This is a genomic window from Neobacillus sp. DZ-9 (genome assembly GCF_059587065.1).
The window spans coordinates 12,361-38,584 of record NZ_JCAIOL010000007.1; the positions used below are offsets into that span (position 1 = coordinate 12,361).

Sequence of the window (26,224 nt, forward strand, 5' to 3'; positions counted from 1 at the left end):
TCAAAATCATTACGATTTAAACTTTATACTTATCCATGAATCATCGGAACATTCTTAATGTCCATAGACTTAACAAATAACTTTGCAAAACATCTACTTCGTTTCTCTATGTATTGTATAGCATTTCAATCTAGGAGAATATTTTCTCAATTCCAGTCTTTCAGGATTATTTCTTTTGTTCTTAGTAGTGATGTAATTTCTGTCACCGGATTCTGTACATTGAAGAGTTATTTTTACTCGCATAATAACTTCCTCCTTTCTGTAAATCGAAATCATTACGATTTGAATTTTACATGAGTTCTTTTTATCATGTCAAGCTCAATATAAAATTCTTGTTATTTGAATTATTTATTTTTAGAAAATTCCTTTTAATGAAATTCAACTAAACGCTGCCCTTTTAGAACAATAAGAAAAGCAGAAAAAGGCAGCGTAAACCATTAGATCAATTAATAAAATCATAAACTTTATTAAAATTATTAATTAACTCCAGATTAGATAACTAATCAAAAATCGATAATTTCAACGAATCCAGATTTTTTTTCATAACACCAATATAGTCTAATCCTTGTTGTTGCTCTTCTTTCGTTAATCCTTCTAATGGATTTAATACTTCGGTTTTAGCACCAATTTCTTTAGCTAACGTTTCCGCCACTTTTGAAGATGCCATCTCCTCAAAATAAACAACCTTTGTATTTTTCTTCTTTGTTAATTCCGTCAACTCAGTTAATTTTCCTAATGTTGGTTCAACGTCGGGTGATAATCCTGCGATAGGAATTTGAGTCAGTCCATATTGTTTTGCCAAGTATCCAAATGCAGCATGTTGTGTAACAAATTCTTTCTTCTTGGCTTTATCAATAGTCTCTTTATATAAGTGGTCCAAATCTGCTAACTCAGAATTTAAAGCCGTTGCATTTTTTTGAAACTGGTCTTTATTACTAGGATCTGCCTGTTCTAAAGCCTTAGCAATTGTGTTAACTTCTTGCTGAGCTAACACTGGAGAAAGCCAGACATGTGGATCTTTAGAAGCAGTATGCTCCTCCCCTGCCTCGGATTCCAGTGCATCCATCAATTTAATCCCACTGGAAGCTTCAACAACCTTTAATTTGGAATCATTAATACTTTTCAATACCTTTTCAGTCCAAAGTTCAAAGTATTGGCTATTGTAAATAAAAACATCAGCATCTTGAATTTTTGCCATATCCTTTGCAGTCGGTTCCCAATCATGTGGTTCTACACCATTTGGTATTAAAAGTTCCACGTTTGCTGAGTCGCCTGCCACCTTTTTTGCAAAATAGTACATTGGATAAAAAGTTGTGACAATTTGCAGTTTTTTAGATCCTTCACTTGTTTGTTCAGTTTTCGTTGAAGCTGCGTTTGAGCAACCACTTACCATTAATAGAAAAATAATTAATGGGACTAAAAGCCTTTTCATGTTCATTTCCCTCCCAAGTTCCCTTTAATTAGGAATCATTACGATTTAATTCGTATAATTATTTTGTATTATTTAAGATTAATAGCAATATATATAAATCGTAATTATTACGAATTAAATCTTATAACGATTATTTATTTATGTCAATCATCAAATTTTAATGAAATGAATTAACTAGAACTGCATATCCATATGATAGGAATGATAGATTTTAGGAGGTAGAATGGTTGTGAGCTTTATTAATAAGATGGTAAAAGATAGCGTGGTTTTACTATTATTTTGTTTATTCCTTTTTCTATTTCTTTTTGCGGAGGAACTAAAAAACATTTCTTTTTTTAATAGAATCCCTAGTACGTTTTTTAATGTAAATACCATTTTTCTTAGTATTATTTTAGAAGCCATTCCATTTATTTTACTTGGTGTATTTGTATCAGCTATTATCCAATCATTTGTTTCTGAAAATGTAATCCAAAGGGTTTTGCCCCGTAATGCCTATTTAGCCCTTATACCTGCTGCTTTACTTGGAATAATTTTTCCTATATGTGAGTGTGCCATCGTTCCTGTCGTCCGCAGGTTAATAAAAAAAGGCATGCCTTCACATGTAGGTGTTGTATTTATGCTTAGTGCTCCGATTTTAAACCCTGTCGTTTATGCATCTACTTATTTTGCATTTAAAAGCACGCCTTATGTAGCCAATGCAAGGATGTTTGTCGGATTTATAAGTTCCATTATTATCGGATTAATCATTTACAGACGTTTTAAAGGTGAAAATATTCTTAAAGTGCAGAAGGAAGACCATCATCACCACCATCACCAAAGAGGAAATAAACTATTAGAAACCCTCTATCATGCAAGTGATGAATTATTTGATACAGGGAAGTATTTATTCATAGGTGCATTTCTTGCCAGTTTATTTCAAGCTTTCTTAGACCGAAATGTTCTCTTATCAATAGGGACAAGCACAACCTTTGCACCAATGGCTATGATGGGATTAGGATACGTCCTTTCTGTATGCTCTTCAGCCGACGCCTTTGTAGCTTCGTCATTTAGTTCCACTTTTACAGAAGGTTCCATCCTTGCATTTCTTGTTTTCGGTCCTATGATTGATATAAAAAACACCTTAATGTTATTCGGTTATTTTAAGAAAAAGTTTGTCCTTTATCTGCTATTGGTAACTCCTCTTGTCGTCTATTTTTCGGTATATATTTTTCAGCAAATTTTTTTATAAAAGGGGCGTCCAATAATGAGACCTAATAAAATCCAAGATTTTTCTTTTCATCATCTTATCAGGGGAATCATTTTGATTGGATTTATGCTACTGTTATTTAAATTACTTCTAACGAATAATATATCTCTCTTAATCGCACCAAAAATGATTCGATTTATTTACTTTACTCTCTTTATATGCCTTATTCTTGGAGTTCTTCTGATTATAAGAGGAACTTCAGGGAAAGATCATTCTTATCATTGTGATTGCGACAGGGATCATGCCTATCCTTCCTCTTTCGGGAAAAGTGTCTTTCTTTATTTATTGTTTATTATTCCTATAACCACAGGATTTCTTTTCTCGAACAATGTTCTAGGCAGCTCTATTGCAATGAATAGAACAATTAAATTGGGAGCTAACTCTCAACCGACTGAACAAAATAAAACTATAAATAACAGTTCAAATTTACAATCATCATCTAATACCAATAAATCTAATACTTCAACTAACACACAAAGTGTACTTGATAATCAACCGGAGCCTTTAACTCAAAAAGAATATGATGCATTAAAGAATAAAATATTAAGGGCTAATAACATTAATATAGACGATAACCAGTATGTAAACATAATGAACATTATTCAAGATAATCTAAATGCAATGATTGGAAAAACGGTAACCACAAAAGGATTTGTGTATCGGGAAAAAGAATTTATGCAAAACCAGATTATTGTTGCTCGATTTGGAATCACATGTTGTGTAGCCGATGCCACGGTATATGGAATGATGGCAAAAGGAGAGGTAGCTGCATTGCCGAAGGATAAATGGGTTCAAGTAACAGGAAAAATTGATCAAGCCCAATTCAATGGGGAGACAATTCCCGTTATAAAAATTGACCAACTTTCAAAAATTACTGCTCCACGGCAGCCCTATGTGTTTGATTTAGGCATTAAAATTGAGTAGTCAATTGCACTGCGAGGTTTAGCAATTGAGGCTAAATGACAACCAATCCAATAAAATTAATAATAAAATTGCCGATTAACCTAATTGGGAAGATCGGCTTTCTATAACTTTGTGAAGAAATGTACTTAAACAAACCTGCCCCGTTCGTTAAACAAGAAAAGGGGACCGCCGCGGCAATCCCTTTCTTAAATTCAAGCACCCATTATATTAATGCAGGGGGCACCCCATTTTCCTACACGTTCAAAGTATGGATAAAAGGTGTTAGGATTAATGCCCACATGACTGTAAGGATGGCAGTCAGAATGTAGGATACACTGGAAGTTGTTCCCTCTTTTTCCCCGATTTGAAACGCTTTTGCCGTCCCAAGTGCCTGAGCACCCAAACCATACATCATGCCGATGGACAATGGATGCTTAATGGAAAAGTGCTTCATTATAGCTGGTCCTATGAATACACCTACAAAGCATGTCAACATACTAAAAAGAACAGTTATGGCAGGAGTCCCTCCAATGGATTCAGACAAACTGACAGCAATTGGAATGGTGACAATGCGAGGAATAATACTGAGCATATAATCCTTCCCCATTGCAAGCAGGTAAGTACATAAAATGCCCGAAACAACAGCAATCAAGGAGCCGGCGGCAAGACTACATACAATCACGCGCCAATTTTTCGCCAGAAACGACCAGTTTCGATACAATGGAATAGCTAATGCAACGGTTACTACATCCAACAATTCATTTAGTGGAAAAGTGCCATTTGCATATTCTTTGTATGGTATATCCATTATCAAAAGGAGAACAATGAGCATAACAGGAGTGAGAATGATTGGTGAAAATAACAATCCTGGCTTTTTCCGATTGACCTTTTTCGCAAAAAAATAAAAAAGGACAGTAATAATTACATAAAAAATCTTGGTAACCATCTCCTTGCTACACCGCCTTTTCTTTCTAGGATCCTTTCGGAGATGACACCTGTTACTATCATCATAAGTGCTGTACCACTAACAACAATGAATAAAATACTTAGGCCCTTGATGCCAAATATCCATGAATATTGCATAAATCCAACGACTGCCGGTATGAAAAATAACATCATCTCGGAAATAATAAGCGTAGCCCCCGCTTGCACCCAATTTAATTTAATCAAGCCTGAATGAAGACCGCAGAATAATAAAATCATCCCAATAATACTTCCTGGAATAGGTACATGAAGAAGAGAGACAATATATTTACCAATCCAGGTAAACACAATAATAACCCCAATTTGAAATATAATCATTAAGCCCTTTTTCAAGAGCAACACCTCCGAAATAGAACAATATGTACATAGATCATTCTACTTGGAGAATCACGATTCATAAAATATATAAAAGTCATCAAAACTATTCCATGAAGTTATAGTTAGGATTTTCCTTCCTGAATATAAGTAATGAACTCCCGAACTGCATAGGAAAGATACTTATTCTTTTTATAAATCAATGCCACTTCCCAATCAACCTGAGGTGAAGTAATAGCAACAATAGAAACCTGATCCTTAAATCGGTTAGCTACCGACTTAGGAATGATAGATATCCCAAATTGTGCCGCTACCATCTCTCCAACGATATCCCATAAGGAACTTTTGTAGACTAAATTAGGTTCAAATCCCGATTGCAAACAGGCCTTCATTACCACATCATGCAGAATATATTCCTCGGTAAAAAGAATAAAGGCTTCTTCCTTTAAATCGGATAAAAATGCTGATTTTCTTTCCGACAGCCAATGATCCCTGTCAACAATGACAACTAGTTCTTCTTTTAATAAGGGGATGGATCCAAACACTTCAGAGTCAACTGGTAATACGGTAATACCCACATCCACTTCCCCTTGTATTACCTTTCGTTCTAGTTGTTTCCCGCTAAATTCGACCATTTGCATATCAATTTGCGGATAACCCTTTTTAAAATCAGCAAGAACGTTCGGAAATAACATCACTCCCAAAGTCGGCATTAATCCCATTTTGATAGTTCCCTTTTTTACATGAACGACTTCGTTTACAGAAGAATGGATATCTTCTATCATCTGCAAAATTTTCAATGCTTGATCATAAACAATCTTCCCCGCATCTGTCATCTCCACTTTTCTCTCCGAACGATCTAGCAACGTCACTTGAAGCTCCACTTCCAGGCTTTTTATCATCTTACTGATGGAAGGCTGAGATACATGCAGGCTCTCAGATGCCTTGGTAAAATTCTTTTGTTTGGCTACTTCTACAAAATATTTAAGATGTTGAATATCCATTTTAAAACTCCCCGGTACTAAAATAATTCCTTCCCACCATACTTAAAGGTTCCATATTTTTATTTAAATCTTCTAATTCATTATATTTTATCGTGTTCGTTTATACATAATTGGGAATATGGCGGAGAAGTATAGAATAGCCATACTTAAAGACATATATTAGCGTGAACTTGGTAAGCTGATTTTTCATAATTTATTCTCATTTTTCTTCTTTTATTTTGGATATTTCACCTGAATACATTCCTTGTAAAAACAAGAATAAGAAGAGGGGCAGGGTACAAACTACTCTAAAAAGGAGAGTGTACATCATGGATGAAAAGGGCTTAAAACAGAACGCTAGTGATACTTTACGTACGAATAAACAGAAAACTTCAGATATAATCGCTAGTATTGATGAGATGAAAAAAGAGCATGAACCAGAGTATGTCTTTTTATATTGGGATGAATTTAGAGAGAATCCTGAGAAGAGAAAATGAAATGGGTATTGGATAGGATTATATCAAAATAAAGCAATTCTCCTTATAGAGAATTGCTTTCAATCTGCCAAAATTGGAATTGTTTCTCCTTTGTGCAGTTAATTTTTTGCCCTATTCAAAAGAGCGGTGCGATGGCCAAGAACCTTGCAACTTACGGATCAGGATAATTTGGCCCGTATGATAAGCGTCATGGAGAATGAGGCTGTTCAGCCACTCGTCTAATGGACGATTAGTAACAAGAGCTTGCAATTGGTCAACGTTTAATTTCGTAATACGCTCACGGATACCAAGATGGACGCTTTTTAGCCTTTTTTGCGTGGCTTCCCAATCGCTCTCCGTTTTCGAAGCGACTGCGAACGTATCGTCATTCGTCACCCCTTCCGGATACTGCGATTCTTCACCGGTAATTCTTTTGAGCAACCGTTCCTTGTAAAAAATCAAATGCTCAACTGTCTCCCAAATCGTGTTCGCATGCTCGCCAGCCGGGCGCCAATCTGCTTGCTCCGCCGTAAGCGCTTTGAGTGCGTCAGCGAGAGGCGGATACCAATCTTCTTTATCGTAGCAAAAGTCCCAGTTTCGAAGTAACGATTCCGTTCTGTTCATTCCAAATCCTCCTTAGCGCGTATTGTAACCATCTAAACATATATTTTACCATAAAATTCTAATTCCTTCTTCCACTAAACTGCCCCTTTAGTCGAACAAGAAAAGCTGCCAAAATGACAGCTTTGACCTATGCTTATTCTTTTGTTATCCATGTTCTATAAATTTGAACAATAAGTATTGGAATATTGTACATTTGTGCAATATCTGAACTATTTAGCTGGGGATTGTTTGTTAATTCTTTACTGATTATTGAAATCAGTTGATCCTTAGTCATCTCAATTCTCCCTTCTGGATTTGCTTATTAACATTGTTATCTTAAAATAATTTATATAATTAAATTATATGAAAAAAAGTTTTGGATGGTTCAAGTCTTAGAGTGGAAATTCACTGAACAACAAAGACATCGCAAGAAACTTACTAGCAGATGAACTAAGTTATTGTTATATTAATATCGTTATGTCATTTCTATGAATTTTTCTGCTCCACAATAACCACAAACAAGAATTTTCATGATCCCACTTTGCAATAAGAGTTAATTCGTTTACTTTTAGGCATTATTTTTATCGGTACTAGACCAAACTCTCGATCATATATTAATAAGAGGTGATCGAAATGGATGAACATCTTCAACAAACATTTGATATCCGCTATTTGAAAATTGGTGCGATGGTCAATGCTGGCGCTCTGCAAATTGGTACTGGGGCTGCTGCTAAAGCTAAGAGAGCCGTTCCTATTGGATATACAACAATTGGAACTACATTAGTTCCTCTAGGAGGTCCTGAATTTGCTGTCCCATTACAATCAGCAGTACAATAGGATCGGTCTTTTACTTAAAGATGTAATTAAACATGGTCAATTCTTATAATTTCGGACGTAACTATTGCACCTGTTAGATAAGTGTGAACCTTTACAATCTCCTTTGAAGATAACTATGGGGTTGATTACATTAGGATAATTTAGTAAATTAAAGATGAATCAAAAATGTATAAAGAAGAATTGTTTGGGAAAGACGAAAGTTAATTTTATCATTAATGAACAAAGCTTCTTAAAGACCCCCAAATTCCATTTGGGGTGCGTCGGAAAATCAATTCCGTTACTAATTATCGTTGGATTTTCAATGAAAACTGTATAAGAGTAGTAGTTCCCGCCTCTTTACTTTAAGAGGCGGGATTTTTTATGAAAAGGAGAATTAACATATGAAAATGACAAAATCAATGGCAAACGTGCTACTATTGATTGCTGCGGCACTTTGGGGTTCTGGGTTTGTTGTAACAAAAATAGCTCTAGATGCAAATGTGTCTCCGGGATTCGTAAATTTTTCCAGGGGCTTTCTCTTTGTTGTTTTAGTACTTATATTTTTTTATAAAAAGATATTTAAAATGACCCTTAAGGACTTTAAAATTGGGCTCATTGCGGGATTGCTTAATTTTGGCGGATTTATTACACAGACTATTGGTGTTCAGTATACGACTCCATCCAATAACGCCTTTATTTCCTCAACATATGTAGTAATTATCCCTTTCTTAGCTTGGGTTATATATCAAAAGAAACTCCCAGTAAAAAGCTTTGTTTCCATTGCCTTTTGTTTACTTGGAATGACGATATTAACTGGAATATTAAACAAAGCAATAACCATAAATATCGGTGACATTTATTCTTTTATTTGTGCGCTGTTTTATGCAGGCTCTATTGTATATCTCGGTTACGGAGCCAGAACCACTGATTTCAGCATTGTAGCTTTTATGCTTGGGGTTGTACAAGCAGTAGGGGGTCTGGCTTTTTTCTTCTTCGTAGAGGAAGGACAGCTTACTAATATCAATTGGTCTGTTGCAATAGTGCCATTGTTATATATGGGGATAATTTGTTCGTTTGTTGGTCAAACTGTTCAGGTTGTAGCTCAAAAGCATACTTCCGCAACAACTGCTGGATTAATTATGATGCTTGAAGGAGCTTTTGGAAGTATTTTTTCAGTAATGTTTGGCTTCGAATCATTTACAGTTCAGTTAGTTGTTGGAGGAATGCTCATTATGCTATCTATTATTCTTATGGAAGTGGACTTTAAGCAGATGTTGGTCAAGAACAAGCAACAGCTTAGAAACCAAAAATTTTAGCGATTTATCATGGAAAATAAACGACAAAATGGGTCTGCATTGTCATTCGAATGCAGACCTTTTTTGATCAACTATTTATTTTTTCAATTATTTTCTCGATGATATGTGGACCTATTTCTTTTTCAACAAATATTTCTTTCCACTCATTGAAATAAACTTCAGGGTTCCCGGAATGATACCGTGAACCCTGAATAGAGATTAAAGAGCAGTCCAGCCGCCGTCAATGACCAATTCTGATCCTGTCATAAAGCGAGATTCGTCAGAGGCTAGGAAAAGTGAACCATAAGCAATATCTTCTGGTTCACCGAAATATGGAAGCTGTGTATATGTTTTATAGTAAGGGAGCGCATCTTTCATCGTTGATTCTGTCATCGGTGTGACAACGATGCCTGGGTGTAAAGAATTGACGCGAATTTTATCCTTTCCATATTCAACAGCTGCTGATTTTGATAAGACACGAAGTGCGCCTTTTGCTGCTGTATATGGGCTGGTACCAGCCATACCGACAATGCCGCCGATTGAAGAAATATTGATGATCGAACCACCACCTGCTTTTTTCATTTCAGGGATGACATATTTCATTCCGATTACGCAGCCATTTAAGTTAATATCCAAAATTTTATTCCATTCATCCATCTCCATGTTTGCAATTGTTTTTGGAGATGAAACGCCAGCATTATTAACAAGAACATCGACTTTTCCGTACAATTTCACTGCTTCCTCAATGACAGATTTCCATTCCTCTTCAGATGTAACATTATGTTTAATCGCGACAGCCTCGCCGCCATTTTCTTTAATTTCCTTTACAACTTGATTTAAGGATTCTACTTGAACATCTGTTGCGATCACTTTTGCTCCTTCTTTTGCAAATAGTTTTGCTTCAGAAGCACCCATTCCCATCGCAGCTCCAGTAATGATTGCCACTTTTCCGCTTAAACGGCCCATATATAAACACCCTTTCCTTGAATTAAATAAAAAAGAATTTTCTGTTTTTTTCAACCCTTAGTTTTTTAGACAATAATATAATATCTTTCGTAATGTACGAATACTATGTAGTTCTATTGGTTCGCTCTGATAACCTGTCCGCTAAATCCATCTGCTGGTAAAGTTGCTAGCTTCACAATTCCATCAACAACCGTAACTGGATCCCCTTCTCCATAAGGGTTTTGTTCCGTTTTCAAATTCCCTGGATCGAACATGTTTACTAATATACCATGTTTTTTTTCTTCGATTGCCACTGTTCGCATTAATCCTTCCAAACCTGCTTTAGCAGCGGAATATGCTCCTAAGCCTTCGTACTCAAAGTTAGCCATCGCCGAGGTAATTGATACAATTCGACCATATTGGTGTTTTCTCATTATTGGGAGAAATGCATTTGTTACTAAGAAGGAGCTATATAGGTTAAGACGAATTGTATGATCCCAAATCGAAACCGTCATGTCATGCACTGAGCGGTACTCTCCTGTTCCACCAACGTTATTGATTAATACGTCAATCTGACCTACTTGAGAGATTAATTGTTCACGCAGCCTTTTAACCTCTTCCGAATCGGTTACATCCAGTGGGAATACAATGGATTGTCCACCTGCCTGTTCAATAACCTGTGCTATGTCCTCCAATTTTTCCTTACGTCTTCCTGTTAATATAACCTTTGCTCCTTCGGCCGCCAATTGAATGGCTGTTGCTCGACCTAATCCTGTACCTGCACCAGTCACTAAAGCAACTTGATTCGTCAGTAATCCCATGTTTAAAGCTCCTTATCTATTATTTTTTTCCATCAATTCACTTCCTTCATGAAGCAAGTGAATCAACTGTTGGCTATGATTTTCATCCAAAATTTCTAAGTGTCGTAAATAAATTTTATTCAAACTCTCATATATTTCGTGACACAAAGATGTTCCCTCTTCTGTTAAATAAATCAAAATATGTTTACCCTCAGGCTTTCGCTCCACATATTTGTTTTTTACTAGTTTATCAATGAACCTTGTACTTGTTGAAGGAGCAATCGAAAGCTTTTTACATAGTTCTTTTTGAGAAATACCTGGATAATCATTGATTGTAATAATCAAATAAGCGTAAGAAGGGGGTATATCCAATGATGAAAATGCTTCAGCAGCCAGCTTTTCCATCTGCCTTGCGAACCGGGCAGCGGTAAAATAAAGGCAGTTACTTAGCAAATAATCGGAATTGGGCGTCTGCATTACCTCAACCTGTCTAGTCTGAATTTTTTCCTTCATTATTCGAATTTGCTCTACAGTTTTTTCTTTCAACGAGTTGCCCCTTTCTTCTTTTTTGATAGATATTCGAAAAGCTAGATCCGAATTCATTTGTATATACAAACGTTTTTGTAATTTTAATTATATTCATGTATTGCTGTATTGTAAACAAATATGCTGTTGCTCACCCTGCTTACGTTAATTGAATAACAAAAAAAAGGATCGCCGCCGCAACCCCTTAGTTAGTGATGTTATTTCTATTAACACCATTTTTTCACCCACTTCTTAATTGGTTTCTCCTCCTCCAATATAGATAAAAGGCGATTGCAAGGACCACAAATAACATAATGAAATAGATACTATATTTTGAAATATAAACTTCCACCAAGCCCCATTTTTCTCCTAACGCTCTTCCTAATGTGATGAAAGCAAAACTCCAAAGGATTGCGCCGGCATAAGCATACACAACAAATTTTTTAAAAGGAAAGCTATTTATAGCTGCAACATAAGCAGCAAGATGGCGTACCCCGGGAATAAAATAGCCTATTAAGATAAGAGTGGGTCCGACTTTATTAAATAAGTTCCTTGTTCTATTGATTTTATCTTCGGTAATGTGGATTTTAGGACCAAACCTTTTTAACAATGGCAAACCAAATTTATAACCTATAAAGTAACTAAGTGAAATACCTCCTGCTGCACCAGCAAATGCGCTTAACAAAGACGGTATGTAAGATAATTTACCTTGAAACACATTATAACCAACATAGGTTAAAAGAACTTCATCGGGAATAGGGAGTCCGACTATTCCTCCGATTAACATGATAATGATTCCGAAATAGCCAAAATGTTCGATAAGATAATCCACATGCTGCTCCATTAACATCCCACCTAGAAATATTTATTTTTAAAAATAAAGCTGCTGAAAATCAGCAGCTTACGGCGAGTCAATTGGCGGATAGCACCCTCCAATCATCAAAATGCAAACTCTATTATCGGAATAAAAAAATGCCCTTTATTTCTTGAGGGCATTTAAAATACAATTAATGGATTTGTTCAGAAATATGACTTAATGCTTCCCCTGCTTCATTAACATGAATATTTACTGTTGCCAGATCTCCTATTGAACAAATCCCTACCATCTCCCCATTTTCAACAACTGGAATCCGTCGAATTTGATGCTCAGACATCATGCGAGCACATTCATGGATATCCAAATCAGGTGAGCAAGTGATTACATCACTGGTCATACAATCATGACAATGAACTGATTTGCAATCTTTTTCTTCAGCTACGCAAGTTATGACAATATCCCGGTCAGTGATCATTCCAACAACTTTTTTGCCCTCACAAACCGGAACAGAACCACAGTTAACATCACGCATAATTTTAGCTGCTTCGGTAACTGGTGCGTGCGGTGCGCACACCTTAACGTTACTTGACATGATATCACGTACAATCGTCATACTTATTCCTCCTTAAATTTTGATTACCACAGTAGTATTTGCCGCTTATAAATAAACTATAATTACAACTTTAAAAACTATAAAAGGACTTAGAAATTGGATATTTCAAATGCTGCCCGTGTATGGTATCTTAGAAGAAATTATGAAAGTTGGGGGCTAGTTATGGAGAACTTTTATCTGTTTGTTCTAATGTCGATCTTATTTGTTATTCTTCCTGGTCCTGATATTGGATTAATCACCCAAAACACCATTACCTCTGGAAAAAAAGGTGGAATGGCAACGGTTATTGGGATTTCATCGGGACTTATTATTCATACTTCAGCAGCGGTTTTTGGTCTTTCTGCTATTTTTGTAAAATCTGCCTTGTTATTTTCTATTTTTAAATACGTTGGTGCGGTATACCTCATTTATATTGGTGTAACATCAATATGGTCTTCAAGGAAAAATAAAGGCTCATCTGGTGACGACCATCAAACGAAATATAAGAACAAGTCTCCATTTCGCCAAGGTTTTTTGACGAACCTTCTTAATCCGAAAGTAGCGGTCTTATTCCTTACATTTTTTCCACAATTTTTAACTACCGGCATGAAACCATTTTTGCAATTTCTCATGATGGGACTTACTTATACAGTTTTAACTATTTTGTGGTCCATCGTGTATGTGAATTTAATTAATTACATCAGTTCTTGGATGAAAAAACCTTCTACTCAGCGAGCCATTGAAAGAATTTCAGGATTTGTTGTTTTGGGCTTTGGAATAAAACTTGCTATAGAAAGAAGACCATAGATACACTAGCATAATTTTAAAAGAGCTCCTATTGATGTTATTCAAAGTTTACTTGGCCGCGAAAAGTGCGAAACCACCAGAGTTATGCTCAATTACGGAAATCTTGGAAGATAGTTTTATAGAAAATATTTTTAGACTCTGGAGCAAAGAAATAAGCAGCGGATCAATTCCGTTGCTTTTTATGCTATTCTAATATCGGTAAATCACCATATATTTTTTCAATCTCCATCAAACGTCCTCTCCAAATTAACTTGATGAACTGTACCTCTATAAATGGTTCTATTTCTTCTTTTTGTTAACTATACTCCACCATGAAAATAATCAGAAAAAAGGATCGCCGTAGCACCCCTTCTAGCATTAAAGCACTCTGTTACATAAGATGTAAGTTTCTTTTAGTAAAAAATGGTTTATACTACCTATTTCAAATTTATATGCATTTTGTTGTGAATTTATGTGGATTTGTGTTATTTATAAATAAGTAACACTTATTGTAGAAGCAGGTGAAAATATTGTTAGCTCATGTGCGCTATGAAAAAATAGTAGAATTACTGCGAAAAAATAAATCGATCAAAGTGTCTTCTGTTACAAAACTATTTGGCGTTTCCACCGAAACAGTCCGCAGGGATTTAGAACATCTTGAAAAAGAGGGATATTTGCGGCGTGTGCGGGGAGGAGCGGTATTGGATGATGTGAATAGTAACGAAATCAACTTCACATTGCGAGAAACAAAACATATTGAGGAAAAGAAAGAAATAGCAGAGATCGCCACGCGCTATGTCACAGAAGGACAATCCATTGCATTGGATGTAAGTACAACGAATACGGAATTTGCCAAAGCTTTAAAAAAGAAATTTCAGCGACTTACCATATTAACAAATTCTTTAATTATTGCGAATGAACTTGCAGAAATGCCGCATTATACGATTTTGATTCCAGGGGGAATGCTGCGGAATGAAGAGTTGTGCATCGTAGGTCATACCGCGGAGGAGTTTTTCAAAGGATTTCATATCGATACATTTTTTATGAGCATTAGCGGTATTTCGTTGACGGAAGGACTGACAGATTACGGACTAGGTGAATGCCAAATAAAAATGAAAATGCTGGAGAATTCTCGGAATTGTACTGTTTTAGCAGACAGCAGCAAATTTGATGTTGCATCCTTATTAAAGGTTTCTCAGTTTGATCGGATTGACCGTATTATTTCCGATTCAAAGCTGTCGGAAAAAGTATTGCAGAAGTATGAAAAAGAGGGAATCGAGATCGTAAATAAATAGACAACATAATATGTTACGTTGAGGAAAAGTGAATGTTTGCTTTTCCTCTTTTTATTTGGTTGAAGTTGTGAAAATATGATATTTTGTGCAATTAATATTAAAATCAAGAATTTTTTACACTAAATTAACGTTATCTCAATATTTTTTGTGTATTATTTGTGTTGAAAGGAGTTGTTTTGTGGGAAAAGTTGTTTTTATGTGTGTTTTACAAGTTGATAAAGGGGGTGGAAATCAAATTAAAAACAGCTTTGGGACGTACATTCGCAAAACATAAAACATTCAAACAAGCTAATTTTTATGTCCGCTCATCATACGCTGCCACTGCAACAATGAATATATACAAGCAAACGATCTATTTAATATTTTAAAGGATTATCCTCAGGTCATTATATTTACATTTCATACACATCAAGATTTACATAATAAGGATTGGGCAGTAACAAAGAAAAGCCCAGGTGCTTCCCGAGGAGTTTCGCTACGGTTTTGTTTTTTACTCAATTTTACGAGCTTTTGGAAAAGGCTCTTAAAATACTAAAAATATGGAGGCTTTCTGTAATGAAAAGAATTTTATCCATTTCTCTCGTATTAACGATGATATTCGTTATGTTTTCGACCACCGCAGAAGTACTTGCAAACGAATCGGACGCCAAACTCGTCAAAATCGACAATATGCAGCCGGTTGTCGGTCAAACGATCACTGCCGATGTAATCATAGGTCATGGTTCAGAGGGCAAAAATCTAACATTTCAATGGCAAGTACAGGAATCACGTAAAAGCGATCAATATATTAATGTAAAATCGGGTGGTACATCCAAAAGCTACACCGTAACGTTAAATGATATTGGTAAAAAATTGCGCGTGGTAGTTGGTTTACCAGCAAATGGTGACAGAAAAACTTCATTACCCACGAACGCAGTATTAAATGCCAACCCCCTTATGGCATCGATGAATTTCGACAATAATTTAAAGGACGATGCAAATCAAGAGAACTTGGAAGGGAACGGAAATTATAGTTATGTAAACGGTGTATTACCAGGGACCAAAGCGCTGCACTTAGAAAGCGGAGACGGCAATTATGTCGGTACGAAGCATAGCTTGAATTTTGGTAATGACAGTTTTACCACCTCCTTCTGGTATAAGGGTGACACTAACAATAATCAGGTAATATTATCAAACAAGGATTTTACTAAGAGCTCTAACGAAGGCTGGGCGATTTATACATCAGCCAATTCGGTCAATATGAATTTAGGATTCCCGACCACATCAGTAAAATTTGGGCGCGACACGTTTAATGCTTCCGATTGGCGTTACGTGACATTTGTTGTAGACAGAGATAAAATGCTCGGATCGTTGTATATTGATGGTTACAAAATGACTGAAACTTCACTGGGGACCGGAGCTTTAGATACATCGAACCCATTAAATATAGGTAGCGACGGATTGGGCCAACATGGCGGTAATTCATTCGATATAGCTGATCTGAATGTTTGGAAAGGTGCATTTAGCAGTGATGTAGTTCAAGCCAACTATAATAGTTACGCTGTAAATAAAGTAGATATGAAGGCACTTAACGACAAAATATCAGAAGCAAATAAAATAATAGCAGGCGGTCTGGGCAACGGCTTCAGCCAAACCGATTTTGATTATTTGAAAAAGGTTTTGAATACGGCAAATACGGTTGCAACAACACAAAAAGAAAAATTATTTACAAAGGAAACCATCAATTATTACGAACGTGAACTAAACAACGCCATATTCATCTATCAAAAAAGCAATAAAACATTAACTCCCGCCGGTTTAAATATGATTGTGGACAGCGACCCGGAAGTAAGTGCGAATCCCGCAACAATCGCGCGCATTGAAAAAGATTACAGAACAGAACTGAGACTATTCCCACAGGCCGACGTACTCTTTATTCCTGGCGACGTTACCGGCGGTAACAACGCCAATGAATATGTGTGGATGAAAAATCTGACAGGCATATACAATAAACTTAAAGATGAGGGTCTGTTTGACAATACGAAGCTTTATATGGTTAGAGGCAACCATGATATGGGCGGCGCCGAACAATTTATACCTGTCGGTTCGGCGGGCGCGTGGAACGCCTCAACGAATTCATACGATAACAATTTCTTTAACGATGCTTATCGGGTAAAGGTAAAAGGATATAATTTTGTGGGTTTTGACGGGAATTATAACAATAACAATACGTCTGGAAAAGCCAAAAATTTCCTTGATCAAATTACAAAAGAACCGGATTACGATCCAACCAAACCCATATTTGTATCTTCTCACTACCCTATAAGTGGAACCGTGTGGTCCGAGAGATGGAGCAGCGCGGCAAGTAATAATGTAGGTAAATATATTGCCGACAATAATTTTTCGCAGGTGGTATATATGTCAGGTCATACGCAATACGACCCGACCGACGAACGTTCTCACTATCAAGGTGCGGCTACGTATCTTGACAGCGGTGCGAGTTCATATTCCAGCTATATTGACAACGGTCCGTACGGCGGATATATAGAAGGCTCGTATATCAACTACCATACCACACCTCGTATCACGAATTTCATAGAGGTTTACGGCTCAAAAATTATCATCAAACAGTATAATTTAAGTACAGATGAATATGTAGGCATACCTTCTGTAAAAGTCGTTGGTGAAGGGAAAGAGGCCTTTACCTATAGTAAGAGCGATATAAGAGAACTCATAGCTCCGCAGTTTGAAGAGGATATTAAGGTCGATTCCTACAAAAATAACGAACTTGCTTTTACAATAAAGCAAGCAAATGACAATGTGCGCGTTTTGGAATATAATATTCAGCTTATCAACAAGCTTACGGGGAAAGTGGACAAATCGTTTAACAGCCTTTCGCTGCCGCTAGACAAGCCATTCGATGAATACAGGCACTATAAGTTTACAGGTTTGTCGCCGACTACTCCATATATTCTCAGAGTATTCGCCGACGATTCCATGTATAACCGTTCGTCGCAGGACATTGACATTGAGGCTCAAAATGTTAATTTAAACAGCATCACTACGCCTGCATCGGTATCTGCGAACAACGGAACGGCCAAGACAGCGGAAGCTCTTGGATTGCCCACAGAAGTAATTCTTGCAACCGATGGAGGAAATGTGGACGCAAGTGTGACTTGGGATTTAAGCGGCGTTAGCTACGATCCGGCTATCAAGACGGTGCAGACCTTCTCGGTGCCAGGGACCGTAACCCTGCATTCCGGAGTTGAAAACCCGAACAGCGTTCCATTGACAACAAGCATTAACGTAACTGTTCAAGCAGTTGGAGCAGCTACAGGCCCAATAACACTAGACAAATCCCAGTACATCCAAGGGGAAGCTATTACCCTATCATATACTGGGGCAGCGTTAAACGGGAAAGATTGGGTCGGCGTCTACAGAACCGGAGATGTTCCTCCAGGTGCCGGTGCATCTTTGCGATGGAGTTATTTAAATTCTGGATCTGGAAGAGTTAGTTTAAACAATGGACTGGCCCCTGGCACTTATGATGTACTCTTTATGCTCAATGACGGTTATACGGTAGTGGATCGCAAGACATTCCAAGTCGTTCAACCTTGACGTTAAAGAGCATAACAGTGCCCGCAGCCATCCAAGGATTGGCCAACGAAACAGCAAAGACGGCAGCAGCCCTTGGCTTGCCTTCCACGTGGAACTGGTTACCGATGCAGGAAGTAAGAATGCCAATGTGACATGGAATGTAGATGCTGCAAACTATGATCCAGCTCTAAAGATAGAACAGACCTTCACGGTAAAGACGCTCAATATGTATTGAAACAAAAGTAAAGTAATTCAAAGCTTGACCCAAGAGAATAAACACAGATGCCATCACATTTACGAATTTTAGGATGGATCGGTAATGTAACGGGGGAGATCAATTTTCTCCCCCTCATCTATTTGGACGATTAATGAAATAAGTCGAGCAACATGTTCAGGTTGCAAAATGAACGTTCGTAACCGGAAAACTATATTCCAAATTGTAATACTAACATTTCATGAAAAGAGGTTCCGCTATGAAGCAGCGTTCATTTCTGTCCATGTTCATCATCATGATTTTATTATTTTTTGGGACTGCCACAACTTCACTTGCGCATTCCATAGATATGAGTTACTCGGATTTAAACATTGAAGGAAACGAGGTTCTCTATGATCTTTTTATTGAACAAACAGACTTGTTTCCACAATTCGGTACTGACTTGGATAATCTGGTGAACGATGAACTGGCCACGCAAAAAATCGAATCCTATCTACAGAAAGGTCTTCGCATAGATACGGATTCGAAGCCCTTAACGATGGAATTGGTTTCGATGAACATGGCGCAAAAGGGTGCCGCAAGAGGCGTGGAATTTCAACTGAAGTTTATCGCCGATGAAGAAATCGAACAATTTAATCTTCATTATGATCTGGTGTTTGACGATGCGCCTGCTCATACCAGCGTACTCATGGTCCATGCAGGGGAATATTTTAAACAGGATATGATTGATAGCACTAATAGAGATATTCTAATCAACCTTCCCCATATTGATAGCACTAATAGTGATAATCTGAGCAACGTTCCCCAGCCTAAGATTGGCGCTGTTTTTTGGAAATACTTTAAGCTTGGAATCGAACACATTTTGACAGGTTATGATCATTTGCTGTTTTTGTTATCCTTAGTATTAATCGCATCTCGCTTCAAGGATGCGTTGAAAATTGTTACTGCTTTTACAATCGCCCACAGCATAACACTATTCTTGGTGGCCACCGACCGTATTCAGGTCAGTTCGCATTGGGTCGAAGTCTTGATTGCCCTGACGATCTGTTATGTGGCAGTGGAAAATATGTTTGTTCAAAAGGCGAAATGGCGGTGGATATTGACAGCCATATTTGGCCTGATTCACGGTATGGGCTTCGCCGGAGCTTTGGCTGAAACAGGACTTCCAAAAGGAAATCTGCTTGGCTCACTCCTGACGTTTAATTTAGGTGTGGAAACAGGCCAACTATTGATCTTATGCCTATTACTGCCCCTCTTGATATGGCTGCGAAGGTTCCCATGGTATCGTAAAATGATGATCACAACGTCTTGCCTTATTTTTGTTTTAGCATTTTATTGGTTGATTCAAAGATTGTAATTAGGCCATTTATTGAGAGTTAGCGGAATTTTTGCTAGCTCTTTTTTATGTGGACTGTTAGGTTATAGGGTGAAGTCGATTATCAAGCATTCCATATTTAATTATAACAAAATCATAATGTTTTTAATTTTTACATAACTTTAACATAAATTATATACGAATAATAGTATACTTATTGAAAAGGCATACAATTGCTGGAGTTTGAGGTGAATAAAACATGGTTTTCTATGAAAAGTTACCTGATGAGTTATTAATTCGTTTTTACAATGAAATTATTAATAATATTGAAAAAGGTATTCTTACGAAAAATATGTATTATGAAATAGGTATAATTATTTCTGTTGCTAATCGGAGAGGAATTTTCTTAGACCAACCTTCTGATTTATATGAAGTGATTAATCAGCAAGCCTTAAATGATTTATTAAAATCAGAACAAGTTGGTACAAGATGTAGTTCTCAGATTGCGTAGCTTATAATTAGTGTAAATTTACAAAGTAAATTTTTTCTTTATTTAATAACCCAATTTCTCACAATTAAAAGGAGAAATTGGGTTATTTATTTTACTCTTCATTGCAGGCTATTTGGACGGGGAGGCAACCATTTTTATATTTCCTTGTTCGCCTTCATCTGGCTTTCCAGCTGCTTTTTTGCCGGATAATTTGATTTGCTTTATGAACAATGTACAAACAGCTCCAGTCACCGCAAATCCTAATCCAACGAAAAATACACTGTGTAAAGAATCCATTAAAGACGTTTTTAAAATAGGTACCATTTTGTCTGTTAAAAAAGATGGCATTTTTTTCATTGTTTCAGCGCTAAACAGCATTTGATACAGACCTTGAGGATTGGTTGCAATCATATCTTTAAGTTGTGTTACCATAGTTCCAGCTTGTGCCGGCAATGTATTCAAGAATGGAACAAGTTTGTCAGTTAGAAGCGTTCCTGATTTGCTGTTCATTACAGCACCTAAAATCGTAATCCCCAATGTTCCCCCAATCGAACGGAAGAATTGGTTCGAAGAGGTAACGACACTTAGTTCTTGTTTTGAAAAGCTTTCTTGTAGAGCTAATGTAACTGTTGGCATAACCAATCCTAATCCTACCCCAATAACGGCCATAAAAGATGTGGCGACTAATTTACTCGAATGCATATCTAGGGTTGTTAATAAAAAGAGCCCGCCAGCCATGATTAACATTCCTGTCATAATTTGCGGTTTGATCCCAACTTTGTAGACAACCTGACCTCCAATAATGCTGGTGATAATCATGGCAATCATCATGGGTGTCATTATGGTTCCTGATTGGGTTGCACTAACCCCTAAAATCCCTTGCATAAAGAATGGAACAAATGTAATGGCACCAAACATTCCAATGGTCATGAAGAATCCAACTAAATTCAAGAACAAGAAGGTTCTATTTTTAAATAAATACATCGGCAAAATCGGCTCTTTTGCTTTGGTTTCGACAATTACGAAACTCACTAAACCAATAACAGCTAGCGCGAATAATCCAAGAATTTGCCATGAATCCCAAGCATAGTCTTTACCGCCAAAGCTAAGACCAAGAAGTAAGCTTACTACTCCTACAATCATCGTAAACATTCCTGCAATATCAAAATAAATAGGTCCTGCATTCTTACGGCCTTGTAGCCCAATTGCAATGAAGATGGTAGCCAAAATACCAACAGGAAGGTTAATGTAAAATACCCATTTCCAGTTCAAGGTGTCTACAATCCAGCCGCCAATTTGTGGACCAATTACTGAAGCAAGCCCGTAAATGGCTCCGAATACACCTTGGAATTTGGCACGTTCCTTACCAGTAAATAAATCCCCGATAACAATCATCGTCATCGGCATCATTATACCGCCGCCAATTCCTTGTATACCACGATAAATAATTAACTCTGTCATATTATTTGCCATTCCGCATAGTGCAGAAGCAGCCATAAAAATAATAAGTCCAGTAACATAAACAGATTTGCGGCCTAATAAGTCAGCCAACTTTCCAGCAATCGGAACAACTGCAGTCGATGTGAGCAAATACGCTGTAGTCAGCCATGTCATCATGCTTAATCCGCCAAGATCTCCTACTATTTTGGGCATCGCTGTTCCTACAATCGTACCGTCAAGTGCTGAAAAGAACATGGCAATGATAAGCCCAATCAATATGATCGTACGATTATTGTTTGTATTCGTTGTTGTATTCATATCGTATTCTCCTTCTATTTACTTTTAACAAACATTCGAATAGAGTTTGCCAAGAGTTATTTATATTATTCGCTTCAATATGCTTTTTAATTTTCCACATTTACACCCTGTGCGAGTTTTTCAGTAAGTGTTGCCATAACCGAAAGTTCTTCTTCGGTCAGATGAGAAAGATATCGTTCTAGGATCGCTTTTCTTTCTTCCATAACTTTCTTCAATTGTTCATCTCCATGTTCGGTGAGACTGATATTAACAACCCTTCTATCTTTTTTATCATGTTCACGCTTAACAAAGCCATTTTGCTCAAGCCTATCCACTAAAAGTGTAACAGCACTTGGTTTCACATCCATCATTTCCGCCATTTGGGTAACCTTGCAGCTTCCTTGTTTTTTTAAAAAACCAAGAACAAAAAGCTGCGTTGGTGTCACTCCAAGTGCATTCATGCTTTCCAATAATTTGGGCTGCATTTTATGGATAACGATTTGAAGAGATGCTTGTATCCGATCAAAATATGAATTTACCCCTTTCATTATCTAATCCCCCTTAATATTCAATATACATAAAATTATTATATGCATTAATATTTAATGCGACTTAAATATATTTCGTGATTAAATATAAAACATACTTAAATAAAAGTCAAACCATATTTAAATGAATACCACATCATTCCAAACAAAACTGAAAGGAGATAATATGTTAACAAAGTTAGAAAAGAGGCTGCTTTTGTTTCGTTATTTACTATGAATACGGTGAAAAATCATATTGTCTAAAAATGCCTCGTTAGTCAAACAAAAGAAATGACCGCCACAGCGGTCATTTCTTGGAAGAGCTTGATTAATATCTTATACTGCTGTCGTAATGGAAATAGTGATTCCCTATAAAAAGCATTGCCCCCCAAACGATTATGGTTAACCACCAGTCTTTCTTTGACTTATATTTCAAATTTTTCACCTCCAAAAAATTAATAATTTCTAACTATTATACAAGTAACTTACATAAAATTTTCTTGATACAGATAGGTAAGGGTTTGAAGTTATCGCTCCCTTTTCCCCCCGTTCACACCGTACATAAGACTTTCACCTCATACGGCGTTCCAACTAATCCAATTCGATTTAATCATCAACACTTCAGAATCTCAGCCCCTTCCATGTCTCAATTCTTCCGTTTTAAACATCGTTATACATAATGACATGCAACAAAATGGTCTCTGTTGACTTCACGATATTCAGGTATTTTTTCTGAACACAAATTAGTTGCTGCTGGACATCTTGTTCGAAATTTACAACCGGAAGGCGGATTAATGGGACTTGGAATATCCCCTTTTAATAGAATACGTTCTCTTTTAGCCGATGGATCTGGAATTGGAACAGCTGAAAGGAGTGCTTTAGTATAAGGGTGTAGTGGGTGATTAAATAGGTCTTCTTTTGATGCTAATTCCACAATATTACCCAAATACATAATGGCAATTTTCGTACATAAATGTTCGACCACACTTAAATCATGGGAAATAAACAAGTATGAAAGCCTATTTTCCCTTTGGAGGTCACTAAAAAGATTAATGATTTGAGCTTGAATAGATACATCAAGGGATGCAACAGGTTCATCCATCACAATGAATTCGGGATTTAAGGCCATAGCACGAGCAATGACAATTCGCTGCCTTTGACCTCCAGAAAATTCATGTGGGTACCGATCAATATGGAAAGGGGATAAACCACACTTTTCCATAACCTCTAACACATGCTCGCGGACCTCTTGTTTTGAAACAATCCCGTGTTCCACTACGGCTTCACCAATGGCATCACCTACCCTAATTCTTGGATTTAAGGAACTAAATGGATCTTGGAAAACCAGTTGTGTTTGGACACGTAAATGGCGTAGTTCTTTTTTTGAAAGCTCAAAAATGTCCTTTCCCTTATATTTTACTTCTCCTGCTGTTTTATCTTGAATGCGTAATATGGTTTTGCCTATGGTAGACTTACCGCTTCCTGATTCACCGACCAGGCCGAAGACTTCCCCTTTTTTAATCGTAAAACTTACTCCATCAACTGCTTTAACTGAATCGCTAAATTTTTTAAACAGACCCTTTGAAGAAGTATAATATTTTTTTAGATTATTAACCTCTAGTAATGTATCACTCATCTTGCACCTTCCTTATACAGCCAGCACGCCGTCTTTTGATATTGACCTACATCCGTTAAAACTGGCTGTTTCCTACGGCAAATTTCCTTGACATGCTCACATCGATCAGCGAAATAGCATTCATCTTTTAAATCTGTTAAATTAGGTACTTGACCTGCTATTGTATATAGTCGTTCCTTTCGTTCGCCTATGACAGGTTTAGCTTTGAGTAAACCTTTTGTGTAAGGGTGCTTCGGGTTGGCGAAAAGTTCAAGAACAGGACCTTCTTCGACTACTTTTCCTGCATACATAACAATCACATAATCTGCCATTTCGGCCACGACCCCTAAATCATGAGTTATTAATAATATAGATGTGTTAAACTCTTTTTTAACGTCTCTTAGTAAATCCAAAATTTGAGCTTGAATCGTAACATCCAATGCAGTTGTTGGTTCATCCGCAATAATTAGTTTCGGGTTACAACTAAGGGCAATAGCAATCATAATCCGCTGCAGCATCCCCCCACTTAATTCATGAGGATAAAGCTGAATGATTTTTTCTGCATTGGGAATTCCCAACATCGTAATTAGCTCTTTTGCTTTTTTATATGCATCCTTTTTACTGAGTAATAGATGTTCCATAATCGGCTCAATCATTTGTTCCCCAATCGTAAAAACGGGATTTAAAGAAGTCATTGGCTCTTGAAAAATCATGCCAATTTCATTCCCTCTGAGACGGCGGATCTCCTTTTTCGTTAATTGCAATAAATTATTACCAGCAAAATGAATTTCTCCACCTTCTACATTTCCATTCTCAGTAATGAGCTGCATCAAAGATAATGCGGTTATACTCTTACCACAGCCCGACTCGCCAACGATACAAACGGTTTCACCTTCACGGATGGAGAAGCTAACGTCATTCACTGCTTGAACAATGCCGTTTTCTGTGTGAAAGTTCGTGACAAGATGATTTACTTCTAACAAGATTTCATTCATAACTCCTCACCTACCTTCTTAATTTTGGATCAAGAGCGTCTCTTAGTCCGTCTCCAAGCAGATTGATCGAAACCACTGTTAGGAATATGGCTGTCCCTGGTGGAATCCAAAGCCAAGGCCGTTTTCTGAAATCCATAAAATTATTGGCTGCATCCATCATATTTCCCCAAGACGGTGTGGGGGGAACAACACCTAGCCCGAGATAACTAAGAACCGATTCGCTTAGTATCGAACCTGCAACATTTAAGGTCGCTACCACTAGGAGGATAGGGACCGTGTTTGGTATAAGATGATGGAATATTTTACGACGGTCACTTAAACCGAGTACCTCTGTTGCTTGCATAAAAGGCTGCTCCTTTAAAGATAAAATTTGCCCCCTCACTAGGCGGGCTAGACCTGGCCACCCAACGAAGCTGAGCATAATCATGATGAGATAAAGTCGATATTCAGCCGGTACCTTCCATTCAGATAGTATGGCTCCCATCATCAACAGGAGTGGTAAACCAGGAATGGACATCAATATATCAGCTAATCTCATAATCACTAGATCGACAATTCCACGATAAAAACCTGAAATGGCACCTAAAAAACTGCCAATTATAATAGATAAGAACATGGCGGCAATCCCAATCGTTAACGATATTTGTCCTGCCATCATTAATCTTGTCAGAACATCCCTCCCATAACTATCCGTCCCTAGCCAATGTGATGCACTAGGCGGCTGGTTCATATTGGCGACGTCGGTTCTGTCAAGTATGTATGGAGAGAAGTACGGCCCGATAAAGCTAAGCAAAAACATAAATACCAGAAAAAAAAGGCTGACCATCGCCATTTTATTCTTCTTTAAGCGATGATAAGTCTGCTTCCATAAAGATGGCGATTTAACTTTTGACTTCGAAACTTGTTGTTTTACAAGTAAGCTTTGTGTTTCCATTTCATTTC

The 26,224-nt window shown here is 37.1% G+C and carries 28 protein-coding genes; 11 read left to right on the forward strand and 17 right to left on the reverse strand.

Annotated features, from left to right (window positions below; all coding sequences use genetic code 11):
• Positions 1-93: 93 nt before the first annotated feature.
• Together rpmG and AC59HZ_RS19450 are read right to left on the reverse strand one after the other, a co-directional pair.
• A complete protein-coding gene (rpmG, locus tag AC59HZ_RS19445; RefSeq protein ID WP_496547459.1) occupies positions 94-243 on the reverse strand; it encodes a 50S ribosomal protein L33 in 150 nt (49 codons plus the stop codon).
• A gap of 256 nt (positions 244-499) precedes the next feature.
• Entirely contained in the window at positions 500-1,432 is a 933-nt protein-coding gene (locus AC59HZ_RS19450; protein ID WP_496547460.1) for a metal ABC transporter substrate-binding protein, read from the reverse strand.
• Positions 1,433-1,655: 223 nt separating this feature from the next.
• Between AC59HZ_RS19450 and AC59HZ_RS19455 the strand changes: the two genes are divergently transcribed.
• Positions 1,656-2,660, forward strand: a complete 1,005-nt coding sequence (locus AC59HZ_RS19455; RefSeq protein WP_496547461.1) for a permease — start codon at positions 1,656-1,658, stop codon at positions 2,658-2,660.
• Between the two features lie 15 nt (positions 2,661-2,675).
• Positions 2,676-3,602, forward strand: coding sequence for a TIGR03943 family putative permease subunit (locus AC59HZ_RS19460; RefSeq protein WP_496547462.1), 927 nt, complete (start codon positions 2,676-2,678; stop codon positions 3,600-3,602).
• 232 nt (positions 3,603-3,834) lie between these two features.
• On the opposite strand, the gene AC59HZ_RS19465 is transcribed toward AC59HZ_RS19460, so the two are convergent.
• The 3 genes from AC59HZ_RS19465 to AC59HZ_RS19475 all read right to left on the reverse strand — a co-directional run bounded on the left by AC59HZ_RS19465 (position 3,835) and on the right by AC59HZ_RS19475 (position 5,884).
• On the reverse strand, positions 3,835-4,527 hold the full coding sequence (locus AC59HZ_RS19465) for an LrgB family protein (protein WP_496547463.1): 693 nt from the start codon (positions 4,525-4,527) through the stop codon (positions 3,835-3,837).
• Positions 4,503-4,883 carry a CidA/LrgA family protein gene (locus AC59HZ_RS19470; RefSeq protein WP_496547464.1) on the reverse strand — a complete coding sequence of 127 codons (381 nt, stop codon included), beginning with the start codon at positions 4,881-4,883 and terminating at the stop codon, positions 4,503-4,505. Before AC59HZ_RS19470 ends, AC59HZ_RS19465 begins: the two co-directional genes overlap by 25 nt.
• A 122-nt stretch (positions 4,884-5,005) precedes the next feature.
• The gene (locus AC59HZ_RS19475; RefSeq protein ID WP_496547465.1) at positions 5,006-5,884 is read right to left on the reverse strand and encodes a LysR family transcriptional regulator; all 879 of its coding nucleotides are present in this window, start codon (positions 5,882-5,884) and stop codon (positions 5,006-5,008) included.
• Between the two features lie 308 nt (positions 5,885-6,192).
• On the opposite strand from AC59HZ_RS19475, the gene AC59HZ_RS19480 reads away from it, so the two are divergent.
• The gene (locus tag AC59HZ_RS19480) at positions 6,193-6,360 is read left to right on the forward strand and encodes a hypothetical protein (protein WP_496547466.1); all 168 of its coding nucleotides are present in this window, start codon (positions 6,193-6,195) and stop codon (positions 6,358-6,360) included.
• A 111-nt stretch (positions 6,361-6,471) separates the two neighbouring features.
• Here AC59HZ_RS19480 and AC59HZ_RS19485 read toward each other — a convergent pair whose 3' ends face one another.
• Positions 6,472-6,963 (reverse strand): DinB family protein, encoded by a 492-nt coding sequence (locus AC59HZ_RS19485; protein WP_496547467.1) that lies wholly within the window; start codon positions 6,961-6,963, stop codon positions 6,472-6,474.
• Positions 6,964-7,096: 133 nt separating this feature from the next.
• Entirely contained in the window at positions 7,097-7,237 is a 141-nt protein-coding gene (locus AC59HZ_RS19490) for a hypothetical protein (RefSeq protein WP_496547468.1), read from the reverse strand.
• 338 nt (positions 7,238-7,575) lie between these two features.
• On the opposite strand from AC59HZ_RS19490, the gene AC59HZ_RS19495 reads away from it, so the two are divergent.
• Complete coding sequence (locus AC59HZ_RS19495) at positions 7,576-7,779, forward strand: hypothetical protein (RefSeq protein ID WP_496547469.1); 204 nt, start codon at positions 7,576-7,578, stop codon at positions 7,777-7,779.
• A 386-nt stretch (positions 7,780-8,165) separates the two neighbouring features.
• A complete protein-coding gene (locus AC59HZ_RS19500) occupies positions 8,166-9,074 on the forward strand; it encodes a DMT family transporter (RefSeq protein ID WP_496547470.1) in 909 nt (302 codons plus the stop codon).
• A gap of 198 nt (positions 9,075-9,272) precedes the next feature.
• Here AC59HZ_RS19500 and AC59HZ_RS19505 read toward each other — a convergent pair whose 3' ends face one another.
• From AC59HZ_RS19505 to AC59HZ_RS19525, 5 genes are all read right to left on the reverse strand, one after another.
• Positions 9,273-10,019 carry a glucose 1-dehydrogenase gene (locus AC59HZ_RS19505; RefSeq protein WP_496547471.1) on the reverse strand — a complete coding sequence of 249 codons (747 nt, stop codon included), beginning with the start codon at positions 10,017-10,019 and terminating at the stop codon, positions 9,273-9,275.
• Between the two features lie 113 nt (positions 10,020-10,132).
• Entirely contained in the window at positions 10,133-10,819 is a 687-nt protein-coding gene (locus AC59HZ_RS19510; RefSeq protein ID WP_496547472.1) for an SDR family NAD(P)-dependent oxidoreductase, read from the reverse strand.
• Positions 10,820-10,831: 12 nt separating this feature from the next.
• Positions 10,832-11,344, reverse strand: a complete 513-nt coding sequence (locus AC59HZ_RS19515) for a MarR family winged helix-turn-helix transcriptional regulator (protein WP_496547473.1) — start codon at positions 11,342-11,344, stop codon at positions 10,832-10,834.
• A gap of 220 nt (positions 11,345-11,564) precedes the next feature.
• A complete protein-coding gene (locus AC59HZ_RS19520) occupies positions 11,565-12,167 on the reverse strand; it encodes a DedA family protein (RefSeq protein ID WP_496547474.1) in 603 nt (200 codons plus the stop codon).
• 163 nt (positions 12,168-12,330) lie between these two features.
• On the reverse strand, positions 12,331-12,753 hold the full coding sequence (locus tag AC59HZ_RS19525; RefSeq protein ID WP_496547475.1) for a CBS domain-containing protein: 423 nt from the start codon (positions 12,751-12,753) through the stop codon (positions 12,331-12,333).
• Positions 12,754-12,915: 162 nt separating this feature from the next.
• Here AC59HZ_RS19525 and AC59HZ_RS19530 point away from each other — a divergent pair, with 162 nt between their 5' ends.
• The 6 genes from AC59HZ_RS19530 to AC59HZ_RS19555 all read left to right on the forward strand — a co-directional run bounded on the left by AC59HZ_RS19530 (position 12,916) and on the right by AC59HZ_RS19555 (position 20,429).
• Positions 12,916-13,539 (forward strand): LysE family translocator, encoded by a 624-nt coding sequence (locus AC59HZ_RS19530; RefSeq protein WP_496547476.1) that lies wholly within the window; start codon positions 12,916-12,918, stop codon positions 13,537-13,539.
• A 500-nt stretch (positions 13,540-14,039) separates the two neighbouring features.
• The gene (locus AC59HZ_RS19535; RefSeq protein WP_496547477.1) at positions 14,040-14,813 is read left to right on the forward strand and encodes a DeoR/GlpR family DNA-binding transcription regulator; all 774 of its coding nucleotides are present in this window, start codon (positions 14,040-14,042) and stop codon (positions 14,811-14,813) included.
• Positions 14,814-15,368: 555 nt separating this feature from the next.
• Positions 15,369-18,410, forward strand: coding sequence for a LamG-like jellyroll fold domain-containing protein (locus AC59HZ_RS19540; RefSeq protein ID WP_496547478.1), 3,042 nt, complete (start codon positions 15,369-15,371; stop codon positions 18,408-18,410).
• The gene (locus tag AC59HZ_RS19545) at positions 18,407-18,541 is read left to right on the forward strand and encodes a hypothetical protein (protein WP_496547479.1); all 135 of its coding nucleotides are present in this window, start codon (positions 18,407-18,409) and stop codon (positions 18,539-18,541) included. The genes AC59HZ_RS19540 and AC59HZ_RS19545 overlap by 4 nt, the downstream gene beginning before the upstream one ends.
• 321 nt (positions 18,542-18,862) lie before the next feature.
• On the forward strand, positions 18,863-19,960 hold the full coding sequence (locus AC59HZ_RS19550; RefSeq protein WP_496547480.1) for a HupE/UreJ family protein: 1,098 nt from the start codon (positions 18,863-18,865) through the stop codon (positions 19,958-19,960).
• A 217-nt stretch (positions 19,961-20,177) separates the two neighbouring features.
• Entirely contained in the window at positions 20,178-20,429 is a 252-nt protein-coding gene (locus AC59HZ_RS19555; RefSeq protein ID WP_496547481.1) for a hypothetical protein, read from the forward strand.
• A gap of 108 nt (positions 20,430-20,537) precedes the next feature.
• On the opposite strand, the gene AC59HZ_RS19560 is transcribed toward AC59HZ_RS19555, so the two are convergent.
• The 5 genes from AC59HZ_RS19560 to opp4C form a co-directional block, all read right to left on the reverse strand.
• The gene (locus AC59HZ_RS19560; RefSeq protein WP_496547482.1) at positions 20,538-22,166 is read right to left on the reverse strand and encodes an MDR family MFS transporter; all 1,629 of its coding nucleotides are present in this window, start codon (positions 22,164-22,166) and stop codon (positions 20,538-20,540) included.
• An 86-nt stretch (positions 22,167-22,252) separates the two neighbouring features.
• A complete protein-coding gene (locus AC59HZ_RS19565; RefSeq protein WP_496547483.1) occupies positions 22,253-22,693 on the reverse strand; it encodes a MarR family winged helix-turn-helix transcriptional regulator in 441 nt (146 codons plus the stop codon).
• Positions 22,694-23,342: 649 nt separating this feature from the next.
• Positions 23,343-24,308 carry an ABC transporter ATP-binding protein gene (locus AC59HZ_RS19570; protein ID WP_496547484.1) on the reverse strand — a complete coding sequence of 322 codons (966 nt, stop codon included), beginning with the start codon at positions 24,306-24,308 and terminating at the stop codon, positions 23,343-23,345.
• Positions 24,305-25,282: an ABC transporter ATP-binding protein gene (locus AC59HZ_RS19575; RefSeq protein ID WP_496547485.1), complete on the reverse strand. Its 978-nt coding sequence runs from the start codon at positions 25,280-25,282 to the stop codon at positions 24,305-24,307. The genes AC59HZ_RS19570 and AC59HZ_RS19575 overlap by 4 nt, the downstream gene beginning before the upstream one ends.
• A gap of 10 nt (positions 25,283-25,292) precedes the next feature.
• Positions 25,293-26,216, reverse strand: a complete 924-nt coding sequence (gene opp4C / locus AC59HZ_RS19580) for an oligopeptide ABC transporter permease (RefSeq protein ID WP_496547486.1) — start codon at positions 26,214-26,216, stop codon at positions 25,293-25,295.
• Positions 26,217-26,224 lie beyond the last annotated feature (8 nt).

Excerpts from the sequence above, each read along its gene's own strand:
- AC59HZ_RS19570 (WP_496547484.1), bottom strand. The coding sequence starts at position 24,308 with ATGAGTGATACATTACTAGAGGTTAATAATCTAAAAAAATATTATACT.
- AC59HZ_RS19555 (WP_496547481.1), top strand. The coding sequence starts at position 20,178 with ATGGTTTTCTATGAAAAGTTACCTGATGAGTTATTAATTCGTTTTTAC.
- AC59HZ_RS19455 (WP_496547461.1), top strand. The coding sequence starts at position 1,656 with ATGGTTGTGAGCTTTATTAATAAGATGGTAAAAGATAGCGTGGTTTTA.
- AC59HZ_RS19530 (WP_496547476.1), top strand. The coding sequence starts at position 12,916 with ATGGAGAACTTTTATCTGTTTGTTCTAATGTCGATCTTATTTGTTATT.
- AC59HZ_RS19450 (WP_496547460.1), bottom strand. The coding sequence starts at position 1,432 with ATGAAAAGGCTTTTAGTCCCATTAATTATTTTTCTATTAATGGTAAGT.
- AC59HZ_RS19485 (WP_496547467.1), bottom strand. The coding sequence starts at position 6,963 with ATGAACAGAACGGAATCGTTACTTCGAAACTGGGACTTTTGCTACGAT.
- AC59HZ_RS19575 (WP_496547485.1), bottom strand. The coding sequence starts at position 25,282 with ATGAATGAAATCTTGTTAGAAGTAAATCATCTTGTCACGAACTTTCAC.
- AC59HZ_RS19465 (WP_496547463.1), bottom strand. The coding sequence starts at position 4,527 with ATGGTTACCAAGATTTTTTATGTAATTATTACTGTCCTTTTTTATTTT.
- AC59HZ_RS19505 (WP_496547471.1), bottom strand. The coding sequence starts at position 10,019 with ATGGGCCGTTTAAGCGGAAAAGTGGCAATCATTACTGGAGCTGCGATG.
- AC59HZ_RS19565 (WP_496547483.1), bottom strand. The coding sequence starts at position 22,693 with ATGAAAGGGGTAAATTCATATTTTGATCGGATACAAGCATCTCTTCAA.
- AC59HZ_RS19540 (WP_496547478.1), top strand. The coding sequence starts at position 15,369 with ATGAAAAGAATTTTATCCATTTCTCTCGTATTAACGATGATATTCGTT.
- AC59HZ_RS19475 (WP_496547465.1), bottom strand. The coding sequence starts at position 5,884 with ATGGATATTCAACATCTTAAATATTTTGTAGAAGTAGCCAAACAAAAG.
- AC59HZ_RS19510 (WP_496547472.1), bottom strand. The coding sequence starts at position 10,819 with ATGGGATTACTGACGAATCAAGTTGCTTTAGTGACTGGTGCAGGTACA.
- AC59HZ_RS19560 (WP_496547482.1), bottom strand. The coding sequence starts at position 22,166 with ATGAATACAACAACGAATACAAACAATAATCGTACGATCATATTGATT.
- AC59HZ_RS19525 (WP_496547475.1), bottom strand. The coding sequence starts at position 12,753 with ATGACGATTGTACGTGATATCATGTCAAGTAACGTTAAGGTGTGCGCA.
- AC59HZ_RS19460 (WP_496547462.1), top strand. The coding sequence starts at position 2,676 with ATGAGACCTAATAAAATCCAAGATTTTTCTTTTCATCATCTTATCAGG.
- AC59HZ_RS19495 (WP_496547469.1), top strand. The coding sequence starts at position 7,576 with ATGGATGAACATCTTCAACAAACATTTGATATCCGCTATTTGAAAATT.
- AC59HZ_RS19490 (WP_496547468.1), bottom strand. The coding sequence starts at position 7,237 with ATGACTAAGGATCAACTGATTTCAATAATCAGTAAAGAATTAACAAAC.
- AC59HZ_RS19480 (WP_496547466.1), top strand. The coding sequence starts at position 6,193 with ATGGATGAAAAGGGCTTAAAACAGAACGCTAGTGATACTTTACGTACG.
- opp4C (WP_496547486.1), bottom strand. The coding sequence starts at position 26,216 with ATGGAAACACAAAGCTTACTTGTAAAACAACAAGTTTCGAAGTCAAAA.
- AC59HZ_RS19470 (WP_496547464.1), bottom strand. The coding sequence starts at position 4,883 with ATGATTATATTTCAAATTGGGGTTATTATTGTGTTTACCTGGATTGGT.
- rpmG (WP_496547459.1), bottom strand. The coding sequence starts at position 243 with ATGCGAGTAAAAATAACTCTTCAATGTACAGAATCCGGTGACAGAAAT.
- AC59HZ_RS19500 (WP_496547470.1), top strand. The coding sequence starts at position 8,166 with ATGACAAAATCAATGGCAAACGTGCTACTATTGATTGCTGCGGCACTT.
- AC59HZ_RS19550 (WP_496547480.1), top strand. The coding sequence starts at position 18,863 with ATGAAGCAGCGTTCATTTCTGTCCATGTTCATCATCATGATTTTATTA.
- AC59HZ_RS19520 (WP_496547474.1), bottom strand. The coding sequence starts at position 12,167 with ATGGAGCAGCATGTGGATTATCTTATCGAACATTTTGGCTATTTCGGA.